General features: G+C 73.4%; 22 protein-coding genes and 1 riboswitch. Of the genes, 15 read left to right on the top strand and 7 right to left on the bottom strand.

The features are described from left to right. Nucleotides 1-292: 292 nt before the first annotated feature. Nucleotides 293-1,237 carry a nuclease-related domain-containing protein gene (locus tag JQN70_RS07680; protein ID WP_204130738.1) on the top strand — a complete coding sequence of 315 codons (945 nt, stop codon included), beginning with the start codon at nt 293-295 and terminating at the stop codon, nt 1,235-1,237. Nucleotides 1,238-1,252: 15 nt separating this feature from the next. Here JQN70_RS07680 and JQN70_RS07675 read toward each other — a convergent pair whose 3' ends face one another. After that, on the bottom strand, nt 1,253-2,989 hold the full coding sequence (locus tag JQN70_RS07675; RefSeq protein WP_204130737.1) for a SulP family inorganic anion transporter: 1,737 nt from the start codon (nt 2,987-2,989) through the stop codon (nt 1,253-1,255). 238 nt (nt 2,990-3,227) lie between these two features. Between JQN70_RS07675 and JQN70_RS07670 the strand changes: the two genes are divergently transcribed. Genes JQN70_RS07670 through JQN70_RS07660 form a run of 3 tightly spaced genes read left to right on the top strand, consistent with a single transcriptional unit; the run spans nt 3,228 to nt 5,690 of the window. Continuing rightward, entirely contained in the window at nt 3,228-4,250 is a 1,023-nt protein-coding gene (locus JQN70_RS07670) for a hypothetical protein (protein ID WP_204130736.1), read from the top strand. A gap of 38 nt (nt 4,251-4,288) precedes the next feature. Next, nucleotides 4,289-4,621 carry a hypothetical protein gene (locus tag JQN70_RS07665; protein ID WP_204130735.1) on the top strand — a complete coding sequence of 111 codons (333 nt, stop codon included), beginning with the start codon at nt 4,289-4,291 and terminating at the stop codon, nt 4,619-4,621. Nucleotides 4,622-4,679: 58 nt separating this feature from the next. After that, complete coding sequence (locus JQN70_RS07660) at nt 4,680-5,690, top strand: aldo/keto reductase family protein (protein WP_204130734.1); 1,011 nt, start codon at nt 4,680-4,682, stop codon at nt 5,688-5,690. A gap of 2 nt (nt 5,691-5,692) precedes the next feature. Here JQN70_RS07660 and JQN70_RS07655 read toward each other — a convergent pair whose 3' ends face one another. Both JQN70_RS07655 and JQN70_RS07650 read right to left on the bottom strand, forming a co-directional pair. Beyond that, a complete protein-coding gene (locus tag JQN70_RS07655) occupies nt 5,693-6,541 on the bottom strand; it encodes an SDR family oxidoreductase (protein WP_204130733.1) in 849 nt (282 codons plus the stop codon). Between the two features lie 25 nt (nt 6,542-6,566). Beyond that, nucleotides 6,567-7,442, bottom strand: a complete 876-nt coding sequence (locus JQN70_RS07650) for an SDR family oxidoreductase (RefSeq protein WP_204130732.1) — start codon at nt 7,440-7,442, stop codon at nt 6,567-6,569. 112 nt (nt 7,443-7,554) lie between these two features. On the opposite strand from JQN70_RS07650, the gene JQN70_RS07645 reads away from it, so the two are divergent. The 3 genes from JQN70_RS07645 to JQN70_RS07635 all read left to right on the top strand — a co-directional run bounded on the left by JQN70_RS07645 (nt 7,555) and on the right by JQN70_RS07635 (nt 9,556). Then, on the top strand, nt 7,555-7,932 hold the full coding sequence (locus tag JQN70_RS07645; protein ID WP_204130731.1) for a winged helix-turn-helix transcriptional regulator: 378 nt from the start codon (nt 7,555-7,557) through the stop codon (nt 7,930-7,932). Between the two features lie 146 nt (nt 7,933-8,078). Beyond that, a complete protein-coding gene (locus JQN70_RS07640; RefSeq protein WP_204130730.1) occupies nt 8,079-8,663 on the top strand; it encodes a DUF6318 family protein in 585 nt (194 codons plus the stop codon). Between the two features lie 434 nt (nt 8,664-9,097). Next, nucleotides 9,098-9,556, top strand: a complete 459-nt coding sequence (locus JQN70_RS07635; RefSeq protein WP_204130729.1) for a hypothetical protein — start codon at nt 9,098-9,100, stop codon at nt 9,554-9,556. Nucleotides 9,557-9,741: 185 nt separating this feature from the next. Here JQN70_RS07635 and JQN70_RS07630 read toward each other — a convergent pair whose 3' ends face one another. After that, a complete protein-coding gene (locus JQN70_RS07630) occupies nt 9,742-11,313 on the bottom strand; it encodes an OFA family MFS transporter (RefSeq protein WP_239111242.1) in 1,572 nt (523 codons plus the stop codon). 294 nt (nt 11,314-11,607) lie between these two features. On the opposite strand from JQN70_RS07630, the gene JQN70_RS07625 reads away from it, so the two are divergent. The 5 genes from JQN70_RS07625 to rocD all read left to right on the top strand — a co-directional run bounded on the left by JQN70_RS07625 (nt 11,608) and on the right by rocD (nt 15,892). Next, nucleotides 11,608-12,348, top strand: coding sequence for a SprT-like domain-containing protein (locus JQN70_RS07625; protein ID WP_204130728.1), 741 nt, complete (start codon nt 11,608-11,610; stop codon nt 12,346-12,348). Further along, on the top strand, nt 12,345-13,130 hold the full coding sequence (locus JQN70_RS07620; protein WP_204130982.1) for a glycerophosphodiester phosphodiesterase: 786 nt from the start codon (nt 12,345-12,347) through the stop codon (nt 13,128-13,130). Before JQN70_RS07625 ends, JQN70_RS07620 begins: the two co-directional genes overlap by 4 nt. 79 nt (nt 13,131-13,209) lie before the next feature. Then, nucleotides 13,210-14,136 (top strand): patatin-like phospholipase family protein, encoded by a 927-nt coding sequence (locus JQN70_RS07615; protein WP_204130727.1) that lies wholly within the window; start codon nt 13,210-13,212, stop codon nt 14,134-14,136. A 92-nt stretch (nt 14,137-14,228) separates the two neighbouring features. Continuing rightward, nucleotides 14,229-14,612: a hypothetical protein gene (locus tag JQN70_RS07610; RefSeq protein ID WP_204130726.1), complete on the top strand. Its 384-nt coding sequence runs from the start codon at nt 14,229-14,231 to the stop codon at nt 14,610-14,612. 65 nt (nt 14,613-14,677) lie between these two features. Next, the gene (gene rocD, locus JQN70_RS07605) at nt 14,678-15,892 is read left to right on the top strand and encodes an ornithine--oxo-acid transaminase (RefSeq protein WP_204130725.1); all 1,215 of its coding nucleotides are present in this window, start codon (nt 14,678-14,680) and stop codon (nt 15,890-15,892) included. A gap of 10 nt (nt 15,893-15,902) precedes the next feature. Here the strand turns inward: rocD and JQN70_RS07600 are convergent, their stop codons facing one another. Next, the gene (locus JQN70_RS07600; protein WP_204130724.1) at nt 15,903-16,808 is read right to left on the bottom strand and encodes an alpha/beta fold hydrolase; all 906 of its coding nucleotides are present in this window, start codon (nt 16,806-16,808) and stop codon (nt 15,903-15,905) included. 79 nt (nt 16,809-16,887) lie between these two features. Here JQN70_RS07600 and JQN70_RS07595 point away from each other — a divergent pair, with 79 nt between their 5' ends. Both JQN70_RS07595 and JQN70_RS07590 read left to right on the top strand, forming a co-directional pair. Beyond that, nucleotides 16,888-17,250, top strand: coding sequence for a hypothetical protein (locus tag JQN70_RS07595; protein ID WP_204130723.1), 363 nt, complete (start codon nt 16,888-16,890; stop codon nt 17,248-17,250). Further along, a complete protein-coding gene (locus JQN70_RS07590; protein ID WP_204130722.1) occupies nt 17,243-17,707 on the top strand; it encodes a hypothetical protein in 465 nt (154 codons plus the stop codon). The genes JQN70_RS07595 and JQN70_RS07590 overlap by 8 nt, the downstream gene beginning before the upstream one ends. Nucleotides 17,708-17,720: 13 nt before the next feature. Here the strand turns inward: JQN70_RS07590 and JQN70_RS07585 are convergent, their stop codons facing one another. Both JQN70_RS07585 and mgrA read right to left on the bottom strand, forming a co-directional pair. Next, the gene (locus tag JQN70_RS07585; RefSeq protein ID WP_204130721.1) at nt 17,721-18,155 is read right to left on the bottom strand and encodes a nitroreductase family deazaflavin-dependent oxidoreductase; all 435 of its coding nucleotides are present in this window, start codon (nt 18,153-18,155) and stop codon (nt 17,721-17,723) included. A gap of 13 nt (nt 18,156-18,168) precedes the next feature. Next, nucleotides 18,169-19,218, bottom strand: coding sequence for an L-glyceraldehyde 3-phosphate reductase (gene mgrA / locus JQN70_RS07580; RefSeq protein ID WP_204130720.1), 1,050 nt, complete (start codon nt 19,216-19,218; stop codon nt 18,169-18,171). Between the two features lie 85 nt (nt 19,219-19,303). After that, nucleotides 19,304-19,416, top strand: a riboswitch (SAM riboswitch). A gap of 80 nt (nt 19,417-19,496) precedes the next feature. Here mgrA and JQN70_RS07575 point away from each other — a divergent pair. Then, nucleotides 19,497-20,864, top strand: a complete 1,368-nt coding sequence (locus tag JQN70_RS07575; RefSeq protein WP_204130719.1) for a bifunctional o-acetylhomoserine/o-acetylserine sulfhydrylase — start codon at nt 19,497-19,499, stop codon at nt 20,862-20,864. Nucleotides 20,865-20,928 lie beyond the last annotated feature (64 nt).

Genomic DNA, 20,928 nt, shown 5'->3' with positions numbered 1-20,928 from the left:
CATAGAGCCCCGGCCCGCGCGTGGAGACGTCCGAACCTACTGCGGCGCTCCGGTCGGCGGGAATGGCCCGACCGGGCCATTGCCGGCGCCCGCGCGCGTGCCCGCGAGGGGGTCGGCCGGGTGCGAAGGGGGTGTGTGTGGAGTGCTCTCGGTTGCTTCAGCATGTGACTCAACCGAGAGCACTCGAACACCCCACCTCGCCCCGCGCTGTCCCGAACTTCCTCGTTCCCCGGACACCAGGACGGCATCCGGCTACGGTCACGCCGCGGGGTGGACGCGACGGGAGGGACGGATGGGGGAGTCGGGGGGCAGCGCCGAGCGGATGGCGCAGCTGCTCGCGGCCCGCGGTGACGACTCCGCGGCCGCGTGGGCGGCCGGTGCCGAGGGCGAACGCCGGGTGGCGGCCGCCCTCGCGACGCTGCCGGCGGACTACCTCGTCCTCCACGACCGACTGCTCATGCCAGGGGTCACCGAGTCGAACCTCGACCACCTCGTCGTCGGCCCGACCGGCATCCTCCTCGTCGACGCCAAGAACTGGAGCGGGCAGGTCACCGAGTACGGCGGAACCCTCTTCCAGCACTACTGGTCGGCGACCGGTGAGCGCACGCACCGCCCTCGCACCCGCGAGCTCGCCCGGGTGGAGTGGATGGCCGGGGTCGTCGCAGGTCGCCTGCGGCACGGCGTGACCCAAGCCATCTGCCTGGTCGGCCGCGACGCGCGGCGCTTCGGTGAACCGCGCGTCGTCCGCGGTGTGTGGATCGTCCCGCTGCCCCACCTCGCCCGGTGGGTCACCGGCCTGCGCCGCGCCCCGGAGGCCGAGCTCCAGGCGCTCAAGGTGCAGGTGCGGACAGAGTTCCCGTCGACGACGACCGACCCCCTTCTGCTCGCCGCCATCGGTCGCGACCTCGGCGCGAGCCGATCTGCCCCCCACCGACGACCGCCGACTCGACGGCCCGTGACCACCGCTCGACGGCCCGTGACCACCGCTCCGCCACCCACCCGCCGCCAGCTCGGTGATGCCCGTCGCGCGGCCGAACGCAGGCGTCGGCACCGCCGCCTGCGCCGTCGGGCGGCCGCCCTCGTCCTGCTGGCCTCGGCATGGCTGTCGGTGTCGTCCGGCGCCTGGGAGGACTGGGCGCGCACCGCCGGCGCGCAGTGGGGGCAGCACGTCGCACCGCAGCCGTCACCGACCGCGGAGCTCACCCGAACCTCCTCGACGACGGCTCCGCCGGGCTGACGACTCGTCCCCCGGCTAGCTCCCGTCGTCGGGGTCGGCACCGTCCTCGGGCTCGTCCTCGCCCTCCGGCGCCGCGCGCGCCGCCTTCACCCCGGCGGCGATCGAGTGCCACAGGTGCCCCGGCCCGAGGTCGTCGAGCAGGCCGGCCCGCCGGAGCACCCGGCGGACCTCACCGAACACCCGCACGAGGTGGACGTCGACGCCGTGCCGCCGCAGCACGTGGACGAGGTGGGTGAGCCGGTCGCTCGTCGTCGAGTCCATCTGGTTCGTCGCCTCGAGGTCGAGCACGACGGCGCGCAGCCCACCCTCCGCGGCCCGGGCCAGGGCGACCCGTTCGACCTGGGCGAGCACGGTCGAGGCGTTGGCCCAGAACAACGGGCCGCTCGGCCGGAGGACGAGGACGCCGCGGTACGTGCGCCGGGTCGGGTCCGACCTCAGCGACCCCCACGCCGCCTTCTCCGTCGCGACCCGGCCCATCTCGTCGACGTCGACCTGCACCGACCGGTAGACGAGCCCGAGCACCGACTGGGCCACCGCGAGGAGCAGCCCGCCCAGCGGCCCGAGGGCCAGCACCCCGCCGAGCGCCACGAGCGCCGCGACCGCGTCGTTGCGCCGCAGCCGCGCGTACCGGGTGAACTCCCGCGGGCGCACCAGGCCCCACACCGCGTGGACGACGATCGCCGACAGGACGGTGCGCGGCAGCTCGGCCAGCGCCCCGGTGGCCGCGACGAGCACGGCGAGGGTCACGACGGCCGAGGTGATGCCGCTCAGCTGCGTGTGCGCGCCGGCGCTCGCGTTGGCGGCCGTCTTCGACAGCGACCCGCCGACGCCCATCCCCCCGAACAGCCCGGAGGCGAGGTCGGCGGCGCCGTGGGCGACGAGCTCGCGGTCGTCGGTGCGCGCATCGACCTCCTCGGCCGAGAAGGTGCGCACCGCGGCCAGCCCCTCGGCGATGCCGACCGCTGCGATGGCCAGCGCCCCGGTGACGACCCCGCCGAGCAGCCGCACGTCGACGAGCGGCAGCGACGGCACGGGCAGCCCGCCCGGCACCGCGCCCACGACGAGGACGCTGTGCTCGGCGAGCGAGGCGCGGGACGACAGGACGATGCCGGCGACGAGCACGACGAGCGACCACGGCACGCGGGGGAGCAGCCGCTGCCCCCCGAAGAGCACGACGAGCGCCCCCGCGCCGACCGACAGCGTCAACCCGTCGAAGTCCGCCACCCCGCCGACCAGGGTGAGCAGGCGCTCGGCGAGGTTGCCGGCGGGCGATGGCAACCCGGCCAGGGCCGGCAGCTCCCCGACGACGATGAGCACGACGAGCCCCGCGACGAACCCGGTGACGATCGGCTGGCTGAGGAACTGCGCCACCCAGCCGAGCCGCAGCAGGCCTGCGACGACGAGCACGACCCCGGCGGTGAGGGCCAGCGCCGAGGTGAGCCGCACGGCGAGCTCGGGGTCGCCACCGGCCAGGGCCCGCACGATGGACCCCGACAGCACCGACACCGTCGAGACCGGTCCGACGAACAGCACCCGCGAGGTGCCGAAGAGCGCGTAGGCGAGCAGGGCCGGCGGCAGCGTGTACAGACCGACCTGCACGGGCACTCCCGCGACCGCGGCGTACCCGAGGGCCTGGGGCACTGCGAGGGCCGCGACGAGCAGGCCGGCGAGCAGGTCGCCGGGCAGCTGGCGGCGGGGGTAGTGGCGCAGCGTCCGGACGTTCTCCGGCACCACGGCCCACGGCACCTGCACGAGGCCAGTGTGCCGCGTCGGGCGCACCCGGCGACAGGGGTCCGCCGCGTCGCGGCACACCCCGCGGGAGCGGGCGATCGGGTGTCCGGACACCGCCCGTCGACCGTTCGGACGAGGGGGACAACGGTGTCGGTAAAGGCCGTTGCCGACCTTCGTAAAGGGTTGGTCAAGTCACCCGTGAGCGCCGTTGCGCGTCACTAACTTCCGTAGTGCAGCAGGGAGGAGCCGGAGGAGTCAGGTGAGCATCACGGTCGACACCGCAACGAGTGTCAGCATTCGCGTTTCGAGCCCCGCGTTCCGGGCGACGTTCACGCCCCGGGTCGCGTCGTCGGGCGCCCAGCTCGCGGCGGTCGAGCGGACGCCCCGACTGACCTCCGACCACGCGTCGGCGGCCAAGGCGGCGCTCGCGGAGTCCATCCTCGACGCCGAGGACGCCCTCACCTCCGTGCACCGTTCCTGGTTCGCGCCGGCCCAGCGCCCGAGCGCCCCGGCCCCCGAGCGGATCGACGAGTCGACGATCCGCACCCGGCACGCCGAGGCCGCCGTCCGCGGGGTCCCGTGGTTCGACATGGCGAACCGTCGTCGCGCCGCGAAGGTCGCCCAGCGCCGCGCCCTCACCGACATCGGCGCCGCCCGCCGGGCCGCCGAGGAGCGCGTGCAGGCCGAGGAGCACCGCATCGACCAGTGGTGGAGCGCCCTGTGCGCCAACGACCCCCGCACGGTCACCGAGTACGTCAACGGCGTCTTCGCCGCCGACCGCGGGTCGCGCGCCACGGCGCTCGGCACGCACGGCGCGTGCGTCGAGGTCGCGGTCGTCGTCTCCGGCGAGCACGTGCTGCCGGCCGAGGAGGTGCGCCTCGCCGCGGACGGGTCGCTGACCATCCGCCGCGCGTCGGTCGCCCACCGGGCCCGGCTCTACCGCCAGCACGTCGCGGCCGTCGTCGTCGCCACCGCCCGCCGCGCCCTCGCCGCGTCGCCCGGCGCGGACTCGGTCAAGGTGCACGCCCTGCGCGCCACCTGCTCGGGCCCGTGGGACGACCTCAACCTCCTCGCGGTCGCCGAGCTGACCCGCGACGACATCCTGCGCGCCGACTTCGCGATGGACGCCGTCTCGCTGCTCGAGCGCTTCGGGCGGGGGGTGCGCCTCGGCGCCGAGGGCGTCGACAGCCCGGTGATGATCCCGCTGGCGCTCGACACCGTGCCCGGGCTGGCCGAGCGCCTCGAAGAGGTCTGCGCCGTTCGCCACCGCGCCTCCGCGTAGCCGCGATGCGGTTCACCGCGCCGCCGACCTGGCCACCCATGCCGGAGGGGTGGTTCCCCGACCCCGGCTGGACCCCGGAGCCGGACTGGCCCGCCGCGCCGCGCGGATGGAGCTTCTGGCGCAACGACTACGGCGTGGCCGTCCCCGGGCCCGCCGGCTTCTACGGCAGCAAGCCGCAGCTGCTGACCGGGCACGGCATCATGCTCGCGCTCGCCACCGGCCTCCTGGGCCTGTACGTCGGCGCGGGTGGGGGCGCGGACGCGCGGGCCCAGGACCCCGTGCCCGTGCGGACCGTCGTGTCGGTGCCCGCGACGGCGCCGACCGACCCGGCATCGGGGGCGGGCACCACCGTCTCCCCGTCGTCGAAGTAGCCGCGTCGGGGCGCACCCCGGCCACCGTCGGCGCGGGGTCCCGGCCTACGGTGGCGGGATGGACTTCCGATACCTCGGCAACAGCGGTCTCAAGATCTCCGAGATCACCTACGGCAACTGGCTGACCCACGGCTCGCAGGTCGAGAACGACGCGGCCACCGCCTGCGTGCGGGCCGCGCTCGACGCGGGCATCAGCACCTTCGACACGGCGGACGTGTACGCCAACACCCGGGCCGAGTCGGTGCTCGGCGAGGCCCTCGTCAGCGAGCGGCGCGAGAGCCTCGAGATCTTCACGAAGGTCTACTGGCCCACCGGACCGGGCGGGAAGAACGACACCGGCCTGTCCCGCAAGCACATCATGGAGTCCATCCACGGCTCGCTCGGCCGGCTGCGCACCGACTACGTCGACCTCTACCAGGCGCACCGCTACGACACCGAGACCCCGCTCGAGGAGACGATGCAGGCCTTCGCCGACGTCGTCCGGCAGGGCAAGGCGCTCTACATCGGGGTGTCCGAGTGGACCGCCGACCAGATCCGCGCCGGGCACGCGCTCGCGAAGGACCTCGGCATCCAGCTGATCTCGAGCCAGCCGCAGTACTCGATGCTCTGGCGCGTCATCGAGGACGAGGTCGTGCCGGCGTGCGAGGAGCTCGGCGTCAGCCAGATCGTCTGGAGCCCCATCGCGCAGGGCATCCTCACCGGCAAGTACAAGCCGGGCGAGGCCCCCCCGGCCGGGTCGCGCGCCACCGACGACAAGGGGGGCGCCGACATGATCAAGCGGTTCATGGACGACGACCTCCTCGCGCGGGTGCAAAAGCTGCAGCCGATCGCCGACGAGGCGGGCCTGACGATGGCGCAGCTGGCCATCGCCTGGGTCCTGCAGAACGACAACGTGGCGGCGGCGCTCGTCGGCGCCTCGCGCCCCGAGCAGGTCGAGAGCAACGTCAAGGCCGCCGGGGTGAAGCTCGAGGCGTCGGCGATGACGGCCATCGACGAGGCCCTCGGCGACGTCGTCGTCCGCGACCCCGCGCAGACCGCCGCCAACGCCCCGAAGGGTCGCGTGGCCTGACGTCAGGTGCGGGCGAGCAGCTCGCGCAACGAGATCGGTGCGCGGCCGGTGACCCGCTCGACGTCGCCGGTGACGACGTCGAGTTCCCCGGCGCGCACCGCCGTGTACGTCGACACCCAGGCGTCGAGCTGCCACGGTGGAGCGCCGTAGCCCGCGCGGGACGCGTACGCCTCCTCGACCGTCTCGTCGTGGAAGGTGGCGGGTCGTCCGGTGATCTCGGCGATCGTGGCCGCGATCTCGGTGAACGACAACGCTTCCGGGCCCGTGAGGTCGTAGGTCAGGTTCCGGTGGGCGTCGGGGTCGAGGAGCGCGGCAACGGCCGTGCGGGCGACGTCCTCGCGCGCGACGGCGCCGAGCCGGCCGTCCCCGGCGGGCCCGCGCACGACGCCGTCCTCGCCGACCATGAGCGGCAGGAAGTCGAGGTAGAGGCTGTCACGCAGGAAGGTGTGCGACAGCCCGGCGTCGCGGACGAGGCCCTCCGTCGCCCAGTGGTCGCGGCCGAGGGTGAAGGTGCAGTCGGCCGCGGCACCGAGGAACGAGGTGTAGACGACGTGCCCGACTCCGGCCGCCGAGGCCGCCTCGACGGCCGAGCGGTGCTCGGCCATCCTGTCGGCGGACTCCGAGGCCGAGACGAGGAGGAGGACGTCGACCCCCTCGAGCGCGGCGCGCATCGCGTCCGCGTCGCCGTAGGTCGCCGCGACCACCTCGGCGCCGGGCAGCTGCGGGGCGCGCGACGGGTCGCGCACGACGAGTCGTTGCGGCACACCGCGGTCGGCGAGGTCGCGGGCGACCATCCCGCCGACCGCGCCGGTCGCTCCCGTGACGGCGATGCGGGGGGTGCTCGTGGTCATCGGGCCATCCTCCTCCTCGGTCGGGTCAGGCCGCGCGGGTTGCCGCGACGGCGTCGGCGAGGGCGTGCGCCATCGTCGTCGGGGGGCGGCCGATGAGGCGCTCGAGGTCGCCGCTCGTCACCTCCAGCGCGCCGCGCGCGATGCCGCGGTCGGAGTCGGCGAGCACGGCGGCGTACGGGCGCGGGAGGCCGGCGTCGGCGAGGGCGTCGGTGAGGTCGGCCTCGGACAGGTCGCGGTAGGCGACGTCGGTGCCGGTGGCCTCCGTGACGGCGGCCGCCAGCTCGGCGAGCGTGAAGGCGCTGCTGCCGCCCAGCTCGTGGACCGTGCCGCCGGTGGTGGCGGGGTCGAGGAGGACGGCTGCGGCGGCGTCGGCGTAGTCGGCGCGGGTGGCGGCGCTGACGCGTCCGTCCCCGGCGGCGCCGAGGATCGCACCGTGCTCGAGCCAGGTCGGCAGCTGCGGGAGGTAGTTCTCGAGGTACCAGGAGTTGCGGAGGAAGACCCACGGCAGGCCGGAGTCGCGGATGACCTGCTCGGTCGCCAGGTGCTCGGCGGCCAGCTGCATGCCGGAGGTGTCGGCCTGCGGGATGCTCGTGTACGCGAGGAGGTCGACGCCGGCGTCCTTCGCGGCCTCGACGGCGTTGGTGTGCTGGGGAAGGCGCTGGCCGATCTCGTTGCCGGAGACCAGGAGCACGCGGTCGGCGCCGGCGAACGCCGCGCGCAGCGACTCGGGGTCGGTGTAGTCGGAGGCGACGGTGCGGACGCCACGTGCTGCGAGGTCGGCGACCTTCGCGAGGTCGCGACCGGTGGCGACGACCTGGGCGGGGTCGGCGCCGCGACGCAGCAGCGCCTCGACGACGAGGTGGCCGAGGTGGCCGGTGGCTCCGGTGACGACGATGGTCATGGTGGTTCCTCTCGGGGGTGTCCGGGGTGGTCGGTGTGTCCGTGCGGGGCAACCGCGCAGGCGGGGTGGTGCTTCCCGAGAGGTAGTACGCACTTTTGGGTAAGGTACTGACGTGACGGTGAGTGACGAGGTCAGCGCGGTGCGGCAGGCGTTTCCCGACGGGATCTTCCCGGCGGCCTGCCCGAGTCGGGTGGTCATCGACCACGTGACGAGCAAGTGGGGCTTGCTCGTCCTCCTGTCGCTCACCGACGGGCCGCAGCGGTGGAGCGAGCTGCGGCGGCGGGCGGAGGGGGTCAGCGAGAAGATGCTCGCGCAGACGCTGCGGACGCTCGAGGCCGACGGGTTCGTGCACCGCGAGGCCTTCCCGGTCATCCCGCCGCGCGTCGAGTACAGCCTCACGCCGCTCGGGGAGGAGCTGGGTGCCCACCTCGTGCCGCTCATGGGATGGGTGGCCCGTCACGCCGACGCGGTGGTGGCCGGGCGCGCCTGACGCGCCGGACGCGGTGGTGCGTGGCCGGTCGGTGTCACCGGCGGGCGTCGGTGGCCGCCTGTGGACAACCCCGGTGGCGGATGTGGGGGTTTTGGCTACCTTGGGGCGTGCAGGGTCGCCGAGGGGGTGGCCCGGGAGAGGGACGCGTGGCGGGCACGGTGCGGTGGGCGGTGGTGGCGATGCTCGCCGCCGGGGTGCTGGCGGGGTGCGACTCCGCCGACGACCCGGTCGTCACGTCCACGCCGTCGGCGTCGAGCTCGTCGGCCAGCCCGACGCCCAGTCCGTCGCCGTCACCGTCGGTCACGGAGTCGGGTCCGCAGATCCCCGCCGCTGCGCGTGAGCAGACCGACGCCGGCGCCGAAGCTTTCGTGAAGTTCTACATGGAGCAGTTCAACGTGGCATGGACGAAGCCGGAGGCAGGACTAGTCGCAAAGTTCAGCGCCAAGGACTGTAAGTTCTGCGCGACCGTCGAGACGCAGGCCAAGTGGTTAGTCGACAACAAGCAGCGGTACGACAAGGCGCCGGTCACACTGCTTGACATCCAGGCCATTTCCGGGGCACCGGAGGGCCAGATCTACCTCACGGGGACCCTGCGTCAGAACCAGACGCGCATCCTCGACGAGTCCGGGGCTGTCACCCGCACTGACCCTGAGAAGACGCTGCCCAGGAACATCGGCCTGAAGTGGCAAGAGGGCGTGTGGCTCATGTTCGCGGTGGAGAGGACATCGTGAAGCGGCTGCTCGTGACCGTGCTTCTGCTCTGGCTGGCAGGAACCGTTGCCGCGCACGCCGACCCCACCGAGCCACCACCCGTCGACGTCGACTCGACAGCCACCGACAGCGGAACAGACCTCTCCTTCGTCTCGGCCAGCACACTCCGAGCCTGGGACACGCAGCGACTCAGCCGTGCCGATACCGGGCCGTGGTTCCAGTACGCAAGCGTCTCACCGTGCAACGGCTATCCAGGTCGAGCCGGGTCAGATGAGCTTTGTGGGCGCGCGGCCATCATGTGCATCGCGCCCCCTGGAGATGGCCCGGCTGTCGCGATCTACTCGCGGCAGACGACCAAGGCGGGCGCCCCCGTTGATGGTGCCGATGGACAATGGCGTGCCCGAGGCGTGACGTGCTTTCCCGAACTGGTTCCCGGGGCAACGAACGTGCTGACGATGGCGATGATTCGAGATGCATTTCACCACACCGACTTCACGGTGCCGACGGTGAACATCCAGCCCGAGGGGGACGTCACGCTGGTCAACCTCCCGACGTTCTTCCAGGTCACCTTCCCCGACTCCGGCTTCGGCCCCGACGAGGTCGACCACCCGGACCCCGCCCGCCTGCTGGGCCACCGCATCGAGGTGCGTCCACGGCTGAAGTCGGTGACCTACCACCTGGGCGAGCGGACCATCGGGCCGACCACCGACCTCGGCGGCCCGTACCCGAGCGGCACCGTCGTGCAGACCTACACGCAGCCCGGGAAGCAGCAGGTGCGGGTCGACATCGTCTACACCGGACAGTTCCGGGTGGGCGGCAGCGGCTGGATCGACATCCCCGGCGAGGTCGACCTCCAGGGCACCCCGGTCACCCTGACCATCCGCGAGGCGAAGTCCCGGCTCTACACCAGCTGACGCCGTCAGGCCGAGTGCGACCGGCCGGGGCCGCCACCGACCGGAGAAACCGGTGCCATCACCCCGGATTCTTCGGACGCCGGCGGCGTGCACCCGCGACGCGGACGGGGTTGTCGGCGTCGGACGCGGCAACAACCCCGTCCGAGACCGACAACCGCGCCCGCGGCGGACGCACGAGCCGCGCGTCAGGCGAAGAGCTTGGCCGCCGTCACGAGCGTCTGCCACACGCCGTAGGCCAGCAGCAGGAGCACGACCCCCCACGACAGGTACACCCGCACCGACCCACCGCGGGCCACCGACCCCTCGGACTCGCCCTCGGCGAAGTCGGCCGCCGCAGCCGCCGCCGCGCCCTCGGGCTCGTGGAAGCGCGCGTCCACCGGCTTGACGAGCAGGTTCGCGACGAAGCCCACCGCCAGCACCCCGACCATCGTGAACAACGCCGGCCGGTAGTCGGCCGCGGTCAGCTTGCCGGGCGTACCGGCGGCGTCGAGGAAGCCGTTGATGATGAGCGGCCCGGCGACCCCGGCCGCCGACCACGCCGTGAGCAGCCGGCCGTGGATGGCGCCGACCTGGAAGGTGCCGAACAGGTCGCGCAGGTAGGCCGGCACGGTGGCGAAGCCGCCACCGTAGAAGCTGATGATGATCGCCGCGACGAGCACGAAGATCGCCGTCGCCGTCGAACCGGCAAGCGCGAGAAGCAGGTAGAGCACGATGCCCACGCCGAGGTAGACCATATAGATCGGCTTGCGCCCGATCTTGTCCGACGTCGACGACCACACGAACCGACCGGCCATGTTGAAGAGCGACAGCAGCCCGACGAACCCACCGGCCGCCGCGACCGCCACCGACGACTTGCCGTCGGAGCCGCGGAAGAAGTCCTGGATCATCGGTGCCGCCTGCTCGAGGATGCCGATGCCCGCAGTCACGTTGCAGAAGAGGACGATCCACAGCATCCAGAACTGCGGCGTCTTGATGGCGTTGGCCGCCGAGACGCTGCGGTCCGTGATCAGCTCGCTCTTGTCCGAGAGCGTCGACGGGTCGAAGCCGGCCGGGGTCCAGCCGGGCGCCGGCACGCGGACGTTCGTCACGCCGATCATCATGATGAGGAAGTAGATGACGCCGAGGCTGACGAAGAGCATCGTCAGGGCGTGGCCGTTGGCGAGCGAGGACGCGACCGACGGGTCGTACTCGGGGTCGTAGAACTTCAGCAGCTGGCGCGAGAGGGGCGAGGCGACCATCGCCCCACCGCCGAAGCCCATGATGGCCAGGCCGGTCGCGAGACCCGGACGGTCCGGGAACCACTTGATGAGCGTCGACACGGGCGAGATGTAGCCGATGCCCAGGCCGATGCCGCCGATGACTCCGTACCCGAGGTAGACGAGCCACAGCTGCGTCGTCGCCATGCCGATCGCCCCGACGAAGAAGCCGAGGGCCCACGCGCACGCCGCCGTGAACATCGCCTTGCGCGGCCCGACCCGGTCGACCCACGTCCCGAGCACCGCGGCCGAGAGCCCGAGCATGACGATGGCGATCGAGAAGACGATGCCGACCGCCGTCAGCGAGCTGTCGAAGTGGGCGACCATCGAGGTCTTGTAGACGCTCGTCGCGTAGGCCTGCCCGATGCAGAGGTGGATGGCGAGCGCGGCCGGCGGGATGAGCCACCGGTTGTAGCTCTGCGGGGCCACCGTGTGGTGGCGGTCGAGGAGGGACAGCAGGCCTCCGGCCGGTGCCCTCTGCTCGTCGGTGGTGGCGGCCATGCCCTTCCCCTTCCGTCGTCCCGGCGCTCCGTTGCGCCTCGGGTGCGCGTCTCCCGGCAGGCACCTCGACCGAGGGTAGGCACGCTCCGCGCCGATCGGACCGATAGCGACGGACGACTTCGGTGGTTGTCGGTGCCTCGTCCACAGGCGCGGGCCGGGACGTCGTCGTCCACAGGCATGGCCGCGTGCACGGTGTGCCGCGGACGCCGTGTCGGTCCCCGTGCCTAGGGTTGTCGCACAGGGTGACCGGCAGGTCGCCCGTCCCGGTGGCGGCACGGCGAGGAGGTGCGTGGCGTGGAGGTGCAGCAGGCCCTGGCGATGGGGCGGCGCCTGATGCGCGAGCACGGCCTCGACGGCTGGACCCTCGTCGCCGACCGTGCCAAGACCCGGGCCGGGGTGTGCCGGTTCGCCCGTCGGCAGATCGGCATCAGCGGGCCGCTCACGGCGCTGCACTCCGAGGAGGACGTCCGCGACACCGTGCTCCACGAGATCGCGCACGCGCTCGTCGGTCCCGAGCACGGGCACGACGCGGTGTGGCGCGCCACGGCCGTCCGCATCGGCTGCACGGGGGAGCGGTGCGTCCCCGCCGACGCGCCGCGGGTCCCGGGCGACTGGGTGGGACGCTGCCCGGCCGGTCACGAGCGCACGCGGCACCGGGCGCCCACCCGGCTGATGTCGTGCGGGCGCTGCTCGCGCCGCTTCGACACCGCGCACCTGTTCACCTGGAGCTTCCGGGGAGGGCCGGCCACCCTGCCGCCCTCGTACGCTGCCGAGCTCGCGGAGGTGCGGCGGGCCGCGGTCCCGGTCACCGCCGTCGAGCCGCCCGGGCTCGGCGACCTCGTCGAGGTGGCGATGGGTCCGTGGGCGGGGATGACCGGCGAGGTCGAGCTCGTCGGGTCGGTGCGCTGCCAGGTGCGGGTCGACGACGAGCTGGTCAGCCTGCCGATCGAGGCCGTCCGCCCGGCGCCATCCGCCGCGGTGGGGACGTCGGCGGATGGCGCCGCGGTGTCGTCCGGGGCGGGTGATGCCGCCTGAGCGCGACACCACGAGCGCACCGGGTCACGGTCGTCGCGCACCGGGGCTCGGCGGGTGACGCCCCGGAGAACACGCTGGCCGCGGTCCGGCTCGCGCGGGCGCACGGAGCCGACGTCGTCGAGACCGACGTCAAACGCACGCGCGACGGCGTGCTCGTCGTGCTGCACGACGAGTCGCTCGCCCGCACCACCGACGTCCGCGAGCACTTCCCCGACCGGGAGCCGTGGTGGGTCCGAGACCTCACCCTCGAGGAGGTCCGCCGCCTCGACGCCGGGTCGTGGTTCGGTCCGGAGTTCGTGGGTGAGCCGGTGCCCACCCTCGAGGAGTGGGCGGAGGCGGTCGTAGACACGGGGATGCTCGTCGAGGCCAAGGACCCGCAGCTGCACCCCGGCATCGAGCACGACCTCGCCGCCGCGCTGCGCGCCCTGCCCGGACTCGTCGAGGCCCTGACCGCCGGCCGGCTCGTCGTCCAGTCGAGCGACCGCGACTGGCTGAGGGCCTTCCACGACCTCGCGCCCGAGGTCCCGCTCGCCCTCGTCCACCACGGCGTGCCCGACGAGGAGCGGGTCGCCGCCGACAGCACCTGGCTCGACGCCCTCAACCCCGCGCTCGGCAACATCACCCCCGAGCTCGTCTCGCGCGTGCACGACCTCGGGCTGGCCACGAACGTCTGGACGGTCAACGACCCCGACGACGTCGAGCGGGCCCTCGGCTGGGGGGTCGACGGCGTCATCACCGACCACCCGCGCCTAGTCCGGACGGCGCTCGCGGCCCGGGGCTGACCTCCGCCGCCCATCCGGTGAGCACCCTCACCCCGCCCGGACGTGACCGGAGGGGCCCGCGCCCCCGACAATGTCGCTCGTGGACGAGCAGGAGATCGAGGGCAGCAGCCGCGTCGCCGACCCGACGAGCACCGGATTCGCCGACTGGCAGCCGCCCGCCGAGGGCCTCGAGCGCGCCCTCGTGCTCGCCGGCGGCGGCGCGACGGGCATCGCGTGGGAGGCGGGCATCATCCTCGGCCTGCGCGACGAGGGCGTCGACGTGCGCGACGCCGACACGATGATCGGCACGTCCGCGGGCTCGATGGTCGCCGCCCACCTGCGCCTCGGCACCGACGAGGGCGACGCCTTCGCCCGGATCCGCGAGGGAGCCCCGCTCGCCAGCTACGGGCGGCTCGGCGCCGCCGACGCCGGGCGGTACGTGCGCGCCCAGGTCGCCCGCACCCGCGACCCCCGCGAGGGACGGGCCCTCGTCTCGCGGGCCGCGCTCTCGGCCGCGACCCCCACCGAGGAGGAGTGGCTCGACACCGTCGGGCTCGGCCTCATCGGCCGGCAGTGGCCGCACGGCCGACTCCTCGTCACGGCGGTCGACGCCGAGACCGGCACCTCCGTCGTCTTCGACGGCAGCGGCGAGGTCCCGCTCGAGCGGGCCGTCGCGGCCAGCTGCGCGGTGCCCGGTGTCTTCCCCGCGGTCGAGGTGGCCGGCCGCCGGTACGTCGACGGCGGCCTGCGGAGCATCGCCAACGCCGACCTCGCGGCCGGCCACCGCCGAATCCTCGTCCTCTCGCCCTACCCGGTCGGGCCGCACCTGCGCGACCTGCCCCGGATGCAGCTGCGCGCCCTGCGCCCGCAGAGCCGCACCCACCTCGTCGTCCCCGACGCCAAGGACCTCTGGGCCATGGGCGCGAACCCGCTCGACATGACGCGGGGAGCGGCCACCTTCGAGGCCGCCCGGGCCCACGGCCGGCGCATCGCCCCGCGGGTCGCGGAGGTGTGGACCGGCGACTGACCCGCGCGCGGACGTATCAGGACCGACCCCTCGCGCCTCCCCTCGGGAGACGGCTCCCCTCCGCCGTCCCCGCCCACCCCGGGAGGCCCGCCGTGTCCACCTTCCGCTCGCTGCCGCTGCTGTCGGTCCCCGAGTCCTGGCCGCTGCCGCTCGTCGCCCTGCTCGCCATGGGCGCGCTCGCCGGGCTCGACCTGCTCGGCGCCGTCGCCGCCAAGGAGTGGGCCGAGCGGGGGAGCGGCGTCGCGCTCGCCGGCGGCGTCACCTCGTTCGTCGTCCTCTTCTGGGTCTACGCCTCGTCGCTGCGCTACGCCGAGCTGGCCGTCGTGACGATGGGCTGGATCGTCCTGCTCCAGGTCGGCATCCTCCTCATCGACCGGCTGCACTACGAGACGACGCTGCCCACCGGCAAGCTGGTCGCCGTCGTCATCGCGCTCGCGGCCCAGGGCTACCTCCTGCTCGGACCGTCCGGCTCCTGACCCCCGGGCCTCCCACGCCGCGGCCCACCCGCTGGGTAGGGTCGCGGGCAGAAGGAGGCCCGAGGATGCCCGACCCGACCGTGCTCGACACCGGCGCCCACATCGCCCTCACCGAGCGCTACGCCGCCCACAACTACCACCCGCTGCCGGTGGTGCTCGAGCACGGGGAGGGGGCCTGGGTCACCGACGTCGAGGGACGGCGCTACCTCGACTGCCTCGCCGGCTACTCGGCGCTGAACTTCGGCCACGGCCATCCACGGCTGCTGGCCCGGGCCCACGCCCAGCTCGACCGGCTGACCCTCACGAGCCGGGCCTTCCTCAACGACCAGCTCGGCCCGTTCGCCGAGTCGCTCTGCCGGCTCACCGGCAAGGAGATGGTCCTGCCGATGAACACCGGCGCCGAGGCCGTCGAGACCGCCATCAAGGTCGCCCGCAAGTGGGGGTACCGGGTCAAGGGCGTGCCCGAGGGCGAGGCGAGCATCGTCGTCATGGAGGGCAACTTCCACGGACGCACCACGACGATCGTCAGCTTCTCCGACGACAAGGTCGCGCGCGACGAGTACGGGCCCTACACACCGGGATTCCGCACCGTCACCTACGGCGACGCCGACGCGCTGCGCCGCGCGGTCGACGACACGACGGTCGCCGTGCTCCTCGAGCCGGTCCAGGGCGAGGGCGGTGTCGTCATCCCGCCCGAGGGCTACCTCCGCGAGGTCCGGGCCATCTGCGACGAGGCCGGTGCCCTGATGGTCGCCGACGAGATCCAGTCCGGGCTCGCCCGCACCGGGCGCACCTTCGCCTGCGACCACGAGGACGTCGTGCCCGACGTCTACGTCCTCGGCAAGGCGCTCGGCGGTGGCCTCTACCCGGTCTCCGCGATCGCCGCCGACCAGGCCGTGCTCGGCGTCATCAGCCCGGGCTCCCACGGCTCGACGTTCGGCGGCAACCCGCTCGCCGCCGCCATCGGCCACGAGGTCGTCGCGATGCTCGAGGAGGGCACCTTCCAGGCCGACGCCGCGCGTCTCGGCCGGGTGCTCGAGGAAGGCCTGCGCCCGCTCGTCGGCGCCGGGCTCGACGCGATCCGCGTCCGCGGGCTGTGGGCCGGGCTCGACGTCTCGCCCGGTGGCCCGACCGGTCGCGAGCTCTGCGAACGTCTTCTCGCGCGCGGCGTCCTCGCCAAGGACACGCACGGCTCGACCATCCGGCTCGCCCCACCGCTCGTCGTCACCGACGACGAGGTCGGCCGGCTCGTCGACGCCGTCGCCGCCTCGATCGGCTGACGCCGGGGGCTCAGCCGGCGATGTCGGCGGTCGCCGCCCGGGCCGCGTTCTGCGCGATGGCCTCGACGATCTCGCCGCGGCGGGCCCGCGGGAGGTCGTGCCCCATGTCGGGGAACATCAGCAGCCGCGACCCCGGCACGGCCCGGGCCGTCGCGATGCCGCCGCTCGGCGCGACGAGGCGGTCGGCGAGGCCGTGGACGACGAGGGTGGGGACCGCCACGCGCCGCAGCGCCGGCGTCCGGTCCGGGCTGTCGAGGATGGCGAGCAGCTGGCGCACGGTGCCGATGGGGCTGACGCTGCGCCGCACCGCGGTCCGCACCATCTCGGTCATCTCGGTCTCGTCGAAGAGCGGTCCGGCGATGAGCCGCCAGCCCTCCACGCCGAGCCGGACGGCCTCCTGCTCGTCGGTGGGGCGGGCCTGGGTGAGCGAGAGGGCCATCGTCGGCAGGAGCTTCGGGTGGACGCCGCCGTGCCGCCGGGACCCCGTGTTCGACATGATCGAGGTGAGGCTGAGGACCCGCTCGGGGTGGTCGATGGTCAGCTGCTGGGCGATCATCCCGCCCATCGAGGCGCCGACGACGTGGGCCGCGGGGACGTCGAGGTGGTCGAGCAGGGCGCGGGCGTCCTCGGCCATGTCCGAGAGCAGGTAGTCGGCGCCCCCCGAGCCGGGTCGGAGGAAGGAGCGGACGACGGCCGAGCGGGCCGGGGGCGGGGCGTCGGTGAAGCTCGACAGCCCGACGTCGCGGTTGTCGTGCCGGATGACGCGGAACCCGCGCTCGACGAGCCCCTCGACGAGGTCGGCCGGCCAGCCGACGAGCTGGGTGCCGAGGCCCATGACGAGGAGCAGCGGCACGCCGTCGTCCGGTCCGTCGACCTCGTAGGCGATCTCCACGTCACCGAGCTGCACCGTTGCCATGGAGGCAGTCTGGCACCCCTCCCTCGGCGGCGCCGCCACCGCGCACGAGGTGCTCGTCGGCCGCGTCTAGCATGGCGAGGTGATCGCGTGGCTGACGTACGTCGTCGTGGGGCTCTCGGTGCTCCTGTGCCTCGCCGCGGTCTGGTACGCGGTCCGCGACCGGCTCATCGACGATCGCCTGCTCGTCGTCGCCGGCCTCCTCGAGCTCGCCCTAGTGGTCCTGCTCGTCACCGGTCTCGTCGGGCTGGGGCACATCACCGACTCCGCCGAGCGCGCGACCTTCGTCGCCTACCTCGTCAGCCTGCCCGTCATCCCGCCCGGCACCGCGTTCCTCGCGATCAAGGAGAAGTCGCGCTGGGCCATGGGGTCGATCGCGGTGGGGGCCTTCGCCGTCGGCGTCATGAGCGCCCGCCTGCTCCAGATCTGGATGTCCTATGCCTGAGCCCCGCCCCACCCCGTCGTCCCCGGCGGACCGGCGCGCCCTCGGTGGCCCCGGGGTCCTGCTCGTCGTCGTCTACGGGGTCCTCGCCCTGGCCGCCACGGGTCGCTCGGTCCTCCAGATCGGCGAGTACTTCTCGAGGGCACCGCTCGCCTACGTGCTGTCAGCGGTCGCCGCCGTCGTCTACGTCCTCGCGACGTGGTGCCTCGCGCGCGGCGGACCCTGGGTGCGGGTCGGCATCGTCGCGTGCGCGGTCGAGCTCGTCGGGGTCGTCGTCGTCGGGCTCGCCTCGCTGCTCGTGCCGTCGGCCTTCCCGGACAAGACGGTGTGGTCGCACTTCGGGCAGGGCTACGGCTTCGTCCCGCTCGTCCTGCCGGTGCTCGGCCTCCTGTGGTTCCGCCGGGTCGAGCGGGCCGCGGCCGGGGCGACGGTGGAGACCACCGCCCCGACCGCGGACTGACCGACCCCGGGGCTCAGCCCCCGGCGCGCTCGAGGAGGAGCACCGGGATGAGCCGGTCGGTCTTCTCCTGGTACTCCGCGTAGGGCGGGTAGGCGGCGACGCACCGCTCCCACCACTGCTCCCGCTCCTCGCCGGTGATCTCGCGGGCCACGGCCGTCCACGACTCGGTGCCGTCCTGGAGGGTGATGGTCGGGTCGGCCTGCAGGTTGCCGTACCAGACCGGATGCTCGGGCGCGCCGCCCTTGCTGGCGACCGCCGCGTAGGTGCCGTCGTGCTCGACGCGCATCAGCGGCACCTTGCGCGTCGCGCCGGTCTTCCGGCCGCGCATCGTCAGCATGACGACCGGTCGGTCCATGACCTGCACCGAGCGGGTGTCGCCGGTGGCCTCGATCTTCTCGACCTGGTCGCGGACCCAGCCGGTGGGGGAGGGGATGTAGTTCTCGCTCATGCCACGGTCCAACTCACTTGTCGCTCGAGGTCTTCCACAGGTTGATGCCGGCGTCGCGCGCGTGCTTGTCGATCGTGGCCAGCTCGTCCTTGGTGAAGCGCAGCTTCTTCACCGCGTCGAGGCTGTCGTCGAGCTGCGCGACCGAGCTCGCGCCGATGAGCACCGAGGTGACGCGCGGGTCGCGCAGCGCCCAGGCGAGGGCCATCTGCGCGAGGGACTGGTTGCGCTGCTTGGCCATCCGGTCGAGGGCGCGCACGTGCTTGAGCGCGGAGTCGGTGAGGAGCGCCGGGTCCAGCGACTTCCCCTGTGCCGCACGCGAACCCTCGGGAATGCCCTTGAGGTACTTGTTGGTCAGCATGCCCTGGGCGAGCGGTGAGAAGGCGATGCACCCGACGCCGGTCTCGCCGAGCGCGTCGAGCAGCCCCTCCTCCTCGATCCACCGGTTGAGCATCGAGTAGGACGGCTGGTGGATGAGCAGCGGTGTGCCCATCGAGCGGAGGATGTCGACGGCCTCGCGGGTGCGCTGCGAGGAGTACGACGAGATGCCGACGTACAGCGCCTTGCCGGCGCGCACGAGGGAGTCGAGGGCCCCGCAGGTCTCCTCCAGCGGGGTCGTCTCGTCGAAGCGGTGGCTGTAGAAGATGTCGAAGTAGTCGAGCCCGGTGCGCTGCAGCGACTGGTCGGCCGAGGCGGTGACGTACTTCCGCGAGCCGCCGCCCTGCCCGTAGGGGCCGGGCCACATGTCGTAGCCGGCCTTGGAGCTGATGACGAGCTCGTCGCGGTAGGGGCGGAAGTCGCGGGCGAAGAGCGTGCCGAAGTTCCGCTCGGCCGAGCCGTAGGGCGGGCCGTAGTTGTTCGCGAGGTCGAAGTGCGTGACACCGCGGTCGAAGGCGCGGCGGAGGATGGCCTGCTGGCGCTCCAGCGGCACGTCGTCGCCGAAGTTGTGCCAGAGGCCCAGCGAGATGGCGGGCAGGTCGAGGCCGGAGCGGCCGACCCGGCGGTAGGGCATCCCGGCGCGGTAGCGGTTCGCGGCGGCCTTGTACTCGTCGGCGTGGAAGGTCATGGCGCCATCCTGCCGCGTTCGCGGGCTGAGACGGGTCCGGGGTGGGGGCTGACCTCGCCGGGGGCGGGTGCGTATCCTGAGCGCAGGTCATGAGTGCCAGCGCCAAGCCCCGGCTCGCTGGCCGGCAACCCTCCTCCGCGGTGGGGTGCCCCGGGTGAGGACCTGGCGCACGGCACCCGCCGTGCGCAAGCGCGGGAGACCCCACCGGTACCCCCGCCGAGCACACGTCCGCGTGCGCCCGGCCTCTGCGTCGGACGCACCACACGCGAGGAGCGACCATGTCCGACCCGTCCCAGTGGGGCTTCGAGACCCGCCAGGTGCACGCCGGCCAGACGCCCGACAGCGCCACCGGCGCCCGGGCCCTGCCGATCTACCAGACGACGTCCTACGTCTTCAACGACACCGCGCACGCCGAGAACCTGTTCGCGCTCAGGGAGTTCGGCAACATCTACACGCGCATCATGAACCCGACGCAGGACGCGGTCGAGCAGCGCATCGCGGCGCTCGAGGGCGGCGTCGGGGCGCTGCTCGTCTCGTCCGGGCAGGCCGCGACGACGCTCGGGCTGCTCAACCTCGCCGAGGCCGGCGACCACATCGTCTCCAGCGCCGCGCTCTACGGCGGCACGGTGAACCTGCTGAAGTTCACCTTCAGGAAGCTCGGGGTCGACGTCACCTTCGTCGAGGACCACACCGACCTCGACGCCTGGCGGGCCGCGGTGCGCCCGAACACCAAGGCCTTCTTCGGCGAGACGATCGCCAACCCGAAGGCCGAGGTGCTCGACATCGAGGGGGTCGCCTCGGTGGCCCACGAGGTGGGGGTGCCGCTCGTCGTCGACAACACCATCGCGACGCCGTACCTCATCCGGCCCCTGGAGTGGGGCGCCGACGTCGTCATCCACTCGGCGACGAAGTACCTCGGCGGGCACGGGACGTCGATCGCCGGCGTCATCGTCGACGGCGGGCGCTTCGACTTCGCGGCCGACCCGGAGCGGTGGCCGAACTACAACACCCCCGACGAGAGCTACCACGGGCTGCGCTACGGCCCGGACCTCGGCGTCGGCAGCCCGTTCGGCGCCAACCTGTCCTACGTCCTCAAGGCGCGCGTCCAGCTGCTCCGCGACATCGGGGCCGCGATCAGCCCGTTCAACGCCTTCCTCATCGCGCAGGGCCTCGAGACGCTCAGCCTGCGCGTCGAGCGGCACGTGGCCAACGCCCGCGCGGTCGCGGCGTACCTGGAGGCGCACCCGCAGGTCGAGTCGGTGCGCTGGGCCTCGCTCGACGGCAGCCCGGGCAAGGCGCTCGCCGACAAGTACGCGCCCGGTGGGGCCGGGGCGGTGCTGGCCTTCGAGATCGCCGGGGGCATCGAGGCCGGGCGGCGGTTCGTCGAGGGGCTGTCGCTGCACAGCCACGTCGCCAACATCGGCGACGTGCGCTCGCTGGCCATCCACCCGGCGTCGACCACCCACAGCCAGGGTGGCGACGAGGACCGCGCCGCGGCCGGTGTCACGCCGGGGCTCGTGCGCCTCGCCGTCGGCATCGAGACCGTCGAGGACATCCTCGCCGACCTCGACGCCGGGTTCGCCGCGGCGCAGGGGCCCGGTGGGGCGGGCGACACCTCGCCCGAGCTCGTCGGCTCGTCGGCCTGAGAGGACCGACCGGGACGCCCTCGCCGGGCCCGGCTGACCTCCGCCGGGCTCCCTGTGGATAACC

The sequence above is a fragment of the Phycicoccus sonneratiae genome (assembly GCF_016887965.1).
GTDB lineage: Bacteria > Actinomycetota > Actinomycetes > Actinomycetales > Dermatophilaceae > Phycicoccus > Phycicoccus sonneratiae.
Note: the sequence above shows the minus strand (reverse complement) of the source record. Positions and strands in the feature narration are given on the sequence as shown.

Bases quoted from the DNA above. Each gene is read 5' to 3' on its own strand.
- JQN70_RS07680 (WP_204130738.1), top strand. From the start codon at position 293: ATGGGGGAGTCGGGGGGCAGCGCCGAGCGGATGGCGCAGCTGCTCGCG.
- JQN70_RS07665 (WP_204130735.1), top strand. From the start codon at position 4,289: ATGCCGGAGGGGTGGTTCCCCGACCCCGGCTGGACCCCGGAGCCGGAC.
- JQN70_RS07660 (WP_204130734.1), top strand. From the start codon at position 4,680: ATGGACTTCCGATACCTCGGCAACAGCGGTCTCAAGATCTCCGAGATC.
- JQN70_RS07655 (WP_204130733.1), bottom strand. From the start codon at position 6,541: ATGACCACGAGCACCCCCCGCATCGCCGTCACGGGAGCGACCGGCGCG.
- JQN70_RS07650 (WP_204130732.1), bottom strand. From the start codon at position 7,442: ATGACCATCGTCGTCACCGGAGCCACCGGCCACCTCGGCCACCTCGTC.
- JQN70_RS07635 (WP_204130729.1), top strand. From the start codon at position 9,098: ATGGCGATGATTCGAGATGCATTTCACCACACCGACTTCACGGTGCCG.
- JQN70_RS07630 (WP_239111242.1), bottom strand. From the start codon at position 11,313: ATGGCCGCCACCACCGACGAGCAGAGGGCACCGGCCGGAGGCCTGCTG.
- rocD (WP_204130725.1), top strand. From the start codon at position 14,678: ATGCCCGACCCGACCGTGCTCGACACCGGCGCCCACATCGCCCTCACC.
- JQN70_RS07600 (WP_204130724.1), bottom strand. From the start codon at position 16,808: ATGGCAACGGTGCAGCTCGGTGACGTGGAGATCGCCTACGAGGTCGAC.
- JQN70_RS07590 (WP_204130722.1), top strand. From the start codon at position 17,243: ATGCCTGAGCCCCGCCCCACCCCGTCGTCCCCGGCGGACCGGCGCGCC.
- JQN70_RS07585 (WP_204130721.1), bottom strand. From the start codon at position 18,155: ATGAGCGAGAACTACATCCCCTCCCCCACCGGCTGGGTCCGCGACCAG.
- mgrA (WP_204130720.1), bottom strand. From the start codon at position 19,218: ATGACCTTCCACGCCGACGAGTACAAGGCCGCCGCGAACCGCTACCGC.
- JQN70_RS07575 (WP_204130719.1), top strand. From the start codon at position 19,497: ATGTCCGACCCGTCCCAGTGGGGCTTCGAGACCCGCCAGGTGCACGCC.